The organism is Nonomuraea sp. NPDC050691 (genome assembly GCF_040654455.1).
Lineage (GTDB): Bacteria > Actinomycetota > Actinomycetes > Streptosporangiales > Streptosporangiaceae > Nonomuraea.
In genome coordinates, this window is sequence record NZ_JBFAIA010000006.1 from 122,635 (window position 1) to 130,033 (window position 7,399).

9 protein-coding genes are annotated in these 7,399 nt (G+C 73.3%); 5 read left to right on the plus strand and 4 right to left on the minus strand.

What is annotated here, in order from left to right:
- The first annotated feature begins 16 nt into the window (after positions 1 to 16).
- The 3 genes from AB0H81_RS04485 (at position 17) to AB0H81_RS04495 (ending at position 3,386) form a co-directional block, all read left to right on the plus strand.
- The gene (locus AB0H81_RS04485) at positions 17 to 1,429 is read left to right on the plus strand and encodes a cytochrome ubiquinol oxidase subunit I (protein WP_358369110.1); all 1,413 of its coding nucleotides are present in this window, start codon (positions 17 to 19) and stop codon (positions 1,427 to 1,429) included.
- 2 nt (positions 1,430 to 1,431) lie between these two features.
- Positions 1,432 to 2,451 (plus strand): cytochrome d ubiquinol oxidase subunit II, encoded by a 1,020-nt coding sequence (locus tag AB0H81_RS04490; RefSeq protein ID WP_358369113.1) that lies wholly within the window; start codon positions 1,432 to 1,434, stop codon positions 2,449 to 2,451.
- A gap of 83 nt (positions 2,452 to 2,534) precedes the next feature.
- Positions 2,535 to 3,386 carry an alpha/beta hydrolase gene (locus AB0H81_RS04495; protein WP_358369116.1) on the plus strand — a complete coding sequence of 284 codons (852 nt, stop codon included), beginning with the start codon at positions 2,535 to 2,537 and terminating at the stop codon, positions 3,384 to 3,386.
- A gap of 6 nt (positions 3,387 to 3,392) precedes the next feature.
- Here the strand turns inward: AB0H81_RS04495 and AB0H81_RS04500 are convergent, their stop codons facing one another.
- Together AB0H81_RS04500 and AB0H81_RS04505 are read right to left on the minus strand one after the other, a co-directional pair.
- Complete coding sequence (locus tag AB0H81_RS04500) at positions 3,393 to 3,818, minus strand: nucleoside deaminase (protein ID WP_358369119.1); 426 nt, start codon at positions 3,816 to 3,818, stop codon at positions 3,393 to 3,395.
- Positions 3,815 to 4,684 carry an LLM class flavin-dependent oxidoreductase gene (locus tag AB0H81_RS04505; RefSeq protein WP_358369122.1) on the minus strand — a complete coding sequence of 290 codons (870 nt, stop codon included), beginning with the start codon at positions 4,682 to 4,684 and terminating at the stop codon, positions 3,815 to 3,817. The genes AB0H81_RS04500 and AB0H81_RS04505 overlap by 4 nt, the downstream gene beginning before the upstream one ends.
- Positions 4,685 to 4,798: 114 nt before the next feature.
- Between AB0H81_RS04505 and AB0H81_RS04510 the strand changes: the two genes are divergently transcribed.
- Positions 4,799 to 5,251, plus strand: coding sequence for an Lrp/AsnC family transcriptional regulator (locus AB0H81_RS04510; protein WP_358369124.1), 453 nt, complete (start codon positions 4,799 to 4,801; stop codon positions 5,249 to 5,251).
- A gap of 16 nt (positions 5,252 to 5,267) precedes the next feature.
- Here AB0H81_RS04510 and ligD read toward each other — a convergent pair whose 3' ends face one another.
- Entirely contained in the window at positions 5,268 to 6,269 is a 1,002-nt protein-coding gene (gene ligD / locus AB0H81_RS04515; protein ID WP_358369127.1) for a non-homologous end-joining DNA ligase, read from the minus strand.
- A gap of 150 nt (positions 6,270 to 6,419) precedes the next feature.
- Positions 6,420 to 6,965 carry a cupin domain-containing protein gene (locus tag AB0H81_RS04520; RefSeq protein ID WP_358369130.1) on the minus strand — a complete coding sequence of 182 codons (546 nt, stop codon included), beginning with the start codon at positions 6,963 to 6,965 and terminating at the stop codon, positions 6,420 to 6,422.
- An 80-nt stretch (positions 6,966 to 7,045) separates the two neighbouring features.
- Here AB0H81_RS04520 and AB0H81_RS04525 point away from each other — a divergent pair.
- Positions 7,046 to 7,399: SWIM zinc finger family protein (locus AB0H81_RS04525; RefSeq protein ID WP_358369133.1), on the plus strand; the 354-nt coding region annotated here is incomplete at its 3' end.

Below are 7,399 nucleotides of genomic sequence, written 5' to 3' on the forward strand. Positions count from 1 at the left end.
CGGCAGGAGATGACACATGGTCGCTCCCCTTCTCGCCGCCGTGACCGATGCCGCGAGCGGGTTCGTGGCGAGCGCGGTGCGGGCCCCCGCGGCCCCGGCCGACCTGGGGGCCGCGCGGATGCAGATGGCGCTCTCCCTCGGCTGGCACATCGTCCTCGCCTGCTTCGGGGTGGGCATGCCGGCGATCACCCTGCTGGCCGAGTGGCGGGGGTACCGCACGGGGGACGTCCACTACCGGCTGCTGGCTCGGCGGTGGGCCAGGGCCATGGGCGTGCTGTTCGCCGTCGGCGCCGTGTCGGGTACCATCCTGTCGTTCGAGATGGGGCTGCTGTGGCCGGGACTCATGGGCACGTACGGCGAGGTCATAGGGCTGCCGTTCTCGCTGGAGGGCATCGCGTTCTTCATCGAGGCCATCTTCCTCGGCGTCTACCTGTACGCCTGGGACCGGCTGCCGCCCGTCAGGCACATGCTGTCCGGTGTGCCGATCGTCCTCGCGGGCGTGGCCAGCGCCTTCTTCGTCGTCACCGCGAACGCCTGGATGCAGCAGCCCACCGGGTTCGCGGTGCGCGGCGGCAAGGTGGTGGCCGTGAACCCGTGGGCGGCGATGTTCAACCCGGCGACGCCGCCCCAGACCGTCCACATGATCCTGGCCGCGTTCATGGTCGCCGGGTACGGCATGGCGAGCGTGTACGCGGTGGCCATGCTGCGCGGCCGGCGCGACCGCTACCACCGGCTGGGCCTGCTGCTGCCGATGAGCGTGGCGGCGATCGTCACGCCGTTCCAGATCGGCGTGGGCGACTGGGCGGCGCACTTCGTGGCCGACTACCAGCCGGTCAAGCTGGCCGCCATGGAGGGCGTCTTCGCGTCGGGCCGCGGGGTGCCGCTGCACCTGGGCGGCATCGCGGTCGACGGTGAGCTCAGGTACGCCCTGGAGATCCCGTACGGGCTGTCGCTGCTCGCCCACTGGGATCCGGACGCCGCCATCCAGGGCCTGAACGTGATCCCGCCCGGCGACCGGCCGCCCGTCAACGTCGTCCACTGGGGCTTCCAGATCATGGTGGGCATGGGGATGGCGCTGCTGCTGCTCGCCGCGTGGCTGGGGGTGTCGTGGTGGCGGCGGCGCGACATCCCGCGCACGGCCTGGTTCGCGCGCGCCGCGGCGGTGTCGGGGGTGGCGGCGGTGCTGGCGCTGGAGGCCGGCTGGATCGTCACCGAGGTGGGGCGCCAGCCGTGGATCGTGTTCCGCGTGCTGCGCACCGCGGACGCCGTGAACCCGGCGCCCGGCCTGGTGTACGGCTTCGCGCTGGTCGCGGCGGTGTACGTGGTGCTGACCGTCGCCACCGTGTACGTGCTGCGGCGGCTGGCGCGTGACGTGCCGGTGCCGGTGGCGCCGCAGGAGCCCGACGTCACCGGCTACAAGGTCGTCTGACCATGGGCCTGCCGGAGATCATGCTCGCGGTGCTGTGGGTCGGCCTGACCGCGTACGTGCTGTTCGGCGGCGCCGACTTCGGCGGCGGCGTGTGGGACCTGCTGGCCGGCGGGGCCGGGACGGGGCGCCGGCGGCGAGAGCTCGTGGAGCACTCCATCGGGCCGGTCTGGGAGGCCAACCACGTGTGGCTGATCTTCGTGATCGTGCTGATGTGGACGGGCATCCCCTCGGTGTTCGCGGCCGTCGCCTCCACCTTGTACATCCCGCTGACGCTCGCGGCGCTCGGCATCATCGCGAGGGGGGCGGCGTTCGCGTTCCGCAAGGCGTCGACGCAGCTGTGGCAGCAACGGCTGTTCGGGGCCACGTTCGCGTTCTCGTCCGTGGTCACGCCGTTCTTCCTGGGCACGGTGGCGGGCGCCGTCGCCTCCGGCCGGGTGCCGCCGGGCATCGCGCGGGGCGACCTGGTCACGAGCTGGGCCAACCCGACGTCGCTGACGGCGGGCGCGCTGGCCGTGGGCACCGCCGCGTACCTGGCCGCCTGCTACCTGACCCGCGACGCCGAACGCACCGGGCAGCCGGACCTGGCGGAGGAGTTCAGGCGCCGGGCGCTGGTGACGGGCGTGGTCGTGGGGGTGCTGTCCGCGGCGGGGCTGCTGGTGCTGAGCGCCGACGCGCCGGGGCTGTTCGCGGAGCTGGCCACCGGGCGCGCGCTGCCGTTCCTCGTGCTGTCGGTGGTGGCCGGGGTGGCGTCGCTGCCGCTGCTGTGGCTGCGCCGCTACCGGGAGGTGCGGATCACCGGAGCGCTCGCCGTCGTGGGGCTGCTCTGGGGGTGGGGGGTGGGGCAGTACCCGGTGCTGCTGCCCGGCGTGACGCTGCGGGAGGCGGCGGCCACCACGACGGTGCTGGCCGCGAGCCTCGGCTCGCTGGCGGTCGGGGCGGTGCTGCTGGTGCCGTCGCTGTGGTGGCTGTACGCGACGTTCCAGCGGGAGCACACGGCGGGCAAGGAGCGGGCGAAGCCCTGACCCCGTACTCGATTCCTTACGTCATAAGCTATTCTCTTGTCCGCGATAACTCTTTACGGCATAAGGAATCAGAGGAGAGCCGGATGACGACCACCACGGCCAAGCTGCACGACGGGGCCGCGCTCGACGTCGAGATCAGCGGCGACGGTCCCGTCGTGCTCCTGCCCGTCAACCCCCGGCCCGTCGAAGGCCCGAAGGCGGACGAGATGCGCAAGTGGGGCATGGACCCGGCGCTGGGCCGGTCCCTCATCGACGGGCTCGCCGACGCCTTCCGCGTCGTCGCGTTCGACTACGAGGGCCACGTCCTGGCCTGCCCCAAGGCGGACACGCTCACCCCCGCCAACGTCGCCGCCGACCTGCTGGCCGTGGCCGACGCCGCCGGGGCCGGGCGGTTCGCGTACTACGGCTACTCCTGGCTGGCGCTCAGCGGGCTCCAGCTCGCCGTCCGCACCGACCGGCTGTCGGCGCTCGTCATGGGCGGCTTCCCCCCGGTCGACGGCCCGTACGCGGAGATGCTCGCCGTCACCATGGCCACCCACGCGATGGCCTCGCCCGAACCGCCCGCCGCCCCCGCGGAGCCGGCCGAGCCGGGGGACTGGTCGACCGTGGAGGTGGCGATGACCCCCGACCAGACCAAGCAGTTCGTCACGCTGTACGAGGGACTGCGCGGGTTCGACGACCGGGCCGTCCAGGAGCGGGTCACCTGCCCGCGGCTCTGCTTCGCCGGCTCCGCCGACGTGATCGAGTACGACCAGAGGTGGGGCGGCGTCACCGTGAACATCGCCGGGCCGTTCCTGGACCGGCGGGCCGAGCTGGAGTCGCTCGGCTGGGAGGTGCGGGTGCTGGACGGCCTCGACCACACCGGCGCCATGCAGCCGGCCGCCGCCCTGTCCGTGCTCCGCCCCTGGCTCCAGGCCCACCTCCCCGTGGACTGACCGGCGTCAGACGTAGTACCCCTCCACCGGGACCCGCGCCTCCGCGTACAGGGCGGGTCCCTCCAGGAGGGGGCCGGCGGCCGTGGCCGGCGGCTTGAGGCCGGCGAGCTGCTCGCCGGACAGCGCGAACACCACGCGGCCGAGGAACGAGCGCTCGATCGCGCCCGCGCACATCCCGCACGGCTGGCAGCTCGTGTACATCGTGGTGGCCGCCGCCTCGTCCGGGCTGAGCTCGCGGGCCGCCCAGCGGGCCAGCTTCAGCTCGGGGTGGGCGGTGACGTCGCCGCCGGTGACGGTCGTGTTGCGCTCCTCGGCCAGCACGGCGCCGTCCGGGCCCACCAGCAGCGAGCCGAACGGCGGGTCACCGCCCTCGCGGGCCTCGGCGGCCAGCTCGATGGCCCGGCGCAGGAAACGTTCGTCGTCGCTGGTCACGAGGTCTTCTCCGTTCGTACGAGGTGAGAGGAAGTGCGGGCGGCGGCCAGCGCGGCGAGGTCGCGCCAGGCCGCCTCGGGGTGCAGCGTCTCGCGCGGGTCCTCGCCGAACGGGTCGACGACCACGGTCTCCACGCCGAGCAGCCGCAGCTCCTCCAGGTCGCCGAGGACCTGGTCGAGCGTTCCCTCTCCGGCGAGCCGGTCAGGGTCGGTGATCGGGGCGTCGGTGAGCCGCAGCCGGACGCGCGGGACCATGGCAGGCACGGGGCGTCCCAGCTCGGCGGCGGCGGCCTCCAACCGGCCCGCCGCCTCCCGCATCCAGGGCACGGTGCGCCGCAGCGGGTGCCAGGCGTCGCCGAGCCGTACGGCCCGGCGGATGCCGGCGTCGCTGTTGCCGCCCACCCACAGCGGGATCCGGCCCGCACGGTAGTCGTCCTCGTCCTCCCACGCGGCCCGCATCGCCAGCAGGTGCTCCTCGGTCAGCCTGCCACGCCGCTCGAACGGCACACCCAGCGCCTCGAACTCCTGCCGCGCCCACCCGACGCCCACACCGAGCACCAGCCGCCCGCCGCTGAGCTGCTGGAGGTTGGCGGCCATCCGCGCCACCACAAGCGGATGGCGGTACGGGACGATCAGCACGGTCGTGCCGAGCCCGATGCGGTCCGTGACACCGGCCAGCCACGACAGCGTGGTGAACGGCTCGTAGAACGGGGCCGGATACTGCTCGGCCACGTCGGGCGTCACCACCACGTGGTCGGAGACCATCAGCAGGTCGAAGCCGAGACCCTCGACGGTCCGCGCCCACCGGCGCAGGGTGCCGGGATCGGTTCCAGGGCCGAAGTTCGGGACATTAACTCCAATACGCACCCGCCCAACGCTATCCAGCTCTGTGGGCGTTCTGGAAGGGAAGGGTCGTGGTGTGAGGGGGGTGCTGCCGTGAAACTCTCGGTATTTTCGGGATATGACCGGGAGTTCCAAGATATGAGCGAGAGTGTCGACGCGACCGACTGGGCCATCCTCGCCGAGCTCCAGCGGGACGGCCGCGTCCCCCTCACCGAGCTGGCCCGGCGCGTCAGCCTCAGCGCCTCGGCGACGACCGAGCGGGTCAGGCGGCTGGAGGCGTCGGGCGTCATCACCGGTTACCGGGCCGAGATCGACCTGGGCAAGGTGGGTTTCGCGGTGCTGGCCGTGGTGCGGCTGAAGTACCCGGGCAACCGGCACCAGCCGCTGCACCGGCTGCTGGGCGAGCGCCAGGAGATCCTCGAATGCCTGCGCACCACCGGGGACGACTGCTACACGCTCAAGGTGGCGGCTGTCTCCATGGGACATCTCGAGCGGATCGTGGACGAGCTCGCGCAGTTCGGGAGCACCACCACCAACGTCGTGTACAGCCAGACGCTGCCCTACCGGCCGCCCGCCGCGCCCTCCGGCTGAGCTTCTCCCCAGAGCCTCATCCCGCCTGGGTGCCGGCGCGCCTGAGCCCCTCGGTCCGTACCTCCTCCGGCGCGCGGTCGGGGCGCAGGCCACGCCACGAGGGGTGGCGCAGCCGCCCGTCGCCGGTCACGTCCGCGTACCGCACCTCGCCCACGAGCCGCGGCTCCACCCATCGGGCGTCGCGGGCGAACTCGCGCGGCACCGGCTGCCCGAACGGCGAGGTGGGCCGCTCCAGCGGCGCCAGCTCCTCGCGCAGCGCCTCCAGCATGGCGTCGGTGAATCCCGTGCCGACGTGCCCCACGTACATCAGCCGCCCGTCCGGGTCGTACGCGCCGAGCAGCAGCGACCCGATCCCCCCGGCCCGCCGCCCCGCGCCCGGCTTCCACCCGCCGACGACCACCTCCAGGGTGAAGAAGTTCTTCACCTTCGTCCACTCCGGGCCGCGCCTGCCCGGCCGGTACGGCGAGTCGCGGCGCTTCACCACCACCCCCTCCAGGCCGAGCCGGTGGCTCGCCTCCAGCGCCGCGCGCGGGTCGCCGAGGAAGGCCACCGGCGTCTGCCAGCGGAACCCCGGCCGCACCAGCCCCTCCAGGAGCTCGCGCCGTTCGTCGTAGGGCAGGCGCACGGTGCTGCGGTCGCCGACGTGCAGCACGTCGAAGATCATGTACGTGACGGGGACGGTCTTGACCAGCTCGGCGATCCTCATGGGCCGGCGCTGGTGCATCCGCGTCGCCAGGGCGCCGAAGCTGGGCCGCCCGCTCTCGTCGAACGCGACGATCTCCCCGTCGAGCACCATGTCCTTCCCGCCCACGGCCCCGGCCATCATGTACAGCTCCGGGTAGGCGAGCGTGACGTCGCGGCCGTTGCGCGACATCAGGCGCAGCGCCCCCGCCTCGACGTACGCCAGACCCCGCACGCCGTCCCATTTCATCTCCGCCGACCACAGCTCCCGCTGCGCGGGCGGCGGCAGGGGGCCGAGCTGGGCGAGCATCGGCCGGTACGCGGGCAGTCGCCCCATGACGGATGGCTTCCCCGCCCCGAGGTGGTTACAGTCCGGTGCGGGTAGAGGGAAGGCAAGTCCCGGCAAAACGGTGGGTGGAGAAACCGGGCCCCAGGTGGGCTCAGGTGGAGAAACCGGGTCCGGTCGGGCTCAGGTCGAGAAGCGGGCTCAGGTGGAGAAGTCGGCGAAGTCGAAGCCCGGCGACACCACGCAGCTCACCAGCACGGCCTCGTCACCGGCCGGCCGCGCCGCCTGCCAGACCCCGCCCGGGACCACGGCCTGCGGCACCTGCCCCTCCTCCACCAGCGGCCCGAGCACGACGGTCTCGTCGCCGACGGTGAGCGTCAGCGGCCCGCCGCGGTGCCACAGCCACACCTCGTCCGACCGCACGCGGTGCGGCACCGACTCCTCGCCCGGCTGGAGCAGGAAGTAGATGCCCGTGGCGCTGGCGCGCGGGCCCGGATAGCCGCCGGGCCGGAACTCCACCGGCGACCGCCAGGTCTGGCGGTACCAGCCGCCCTCGGGGTGGGGCAGCAGGTCGAGCGCGCGGGCGATCGGCGGGCGCTCCTCGAACCCGACCGGCGCCCCGTGGACGTCGCGGCGCAGGAACCGGGTGCCGTCCAGGACGAGCTGGCCTTCCAGGTCGCTGACCAGGGCTTCCGCCTCGTCCGCGACCTCGATCGACGGGCCGTCGGGATAGATCGTCAACTCCACGGGCCGAGTCTACGGCCGAGGCTTCGACGAGGGTGTCGGTGAAGGCTGGAATTGTCGGCCGGAGTGGCTAGTGTGCCTAGGTGATCGAACGGTGGAGCCGAGACCAGGTGCTCGCCCTCGCCCCCGACGCGCCGTCCCGCAAGGCCGCCCAGGGCGCGGCGCGTCCTGAGGCGTGGCCGCTGCTCGGGGTCGCGACGGCCGCCGGCCATGGCGGGTCCGGTGGCGCCGTCGTGGTGTTCGGCGAGTGCGAGGGCAGCGGGGCGACGCCCTACCAGGCATGCGTCGATCTCGGCGGCCCCGCCTACCGGTGCGGTTGCCCGAGCCGGAAGTCCCCGTGCAAGCACGTGCTCGGCCTGCTGCTCCTCTGGTCGGCCGGCGACGTGCCCGCCGCCGAGCCGCCGCCGTGGGGCGCCGACTGGCTGACCCGCAGCAGA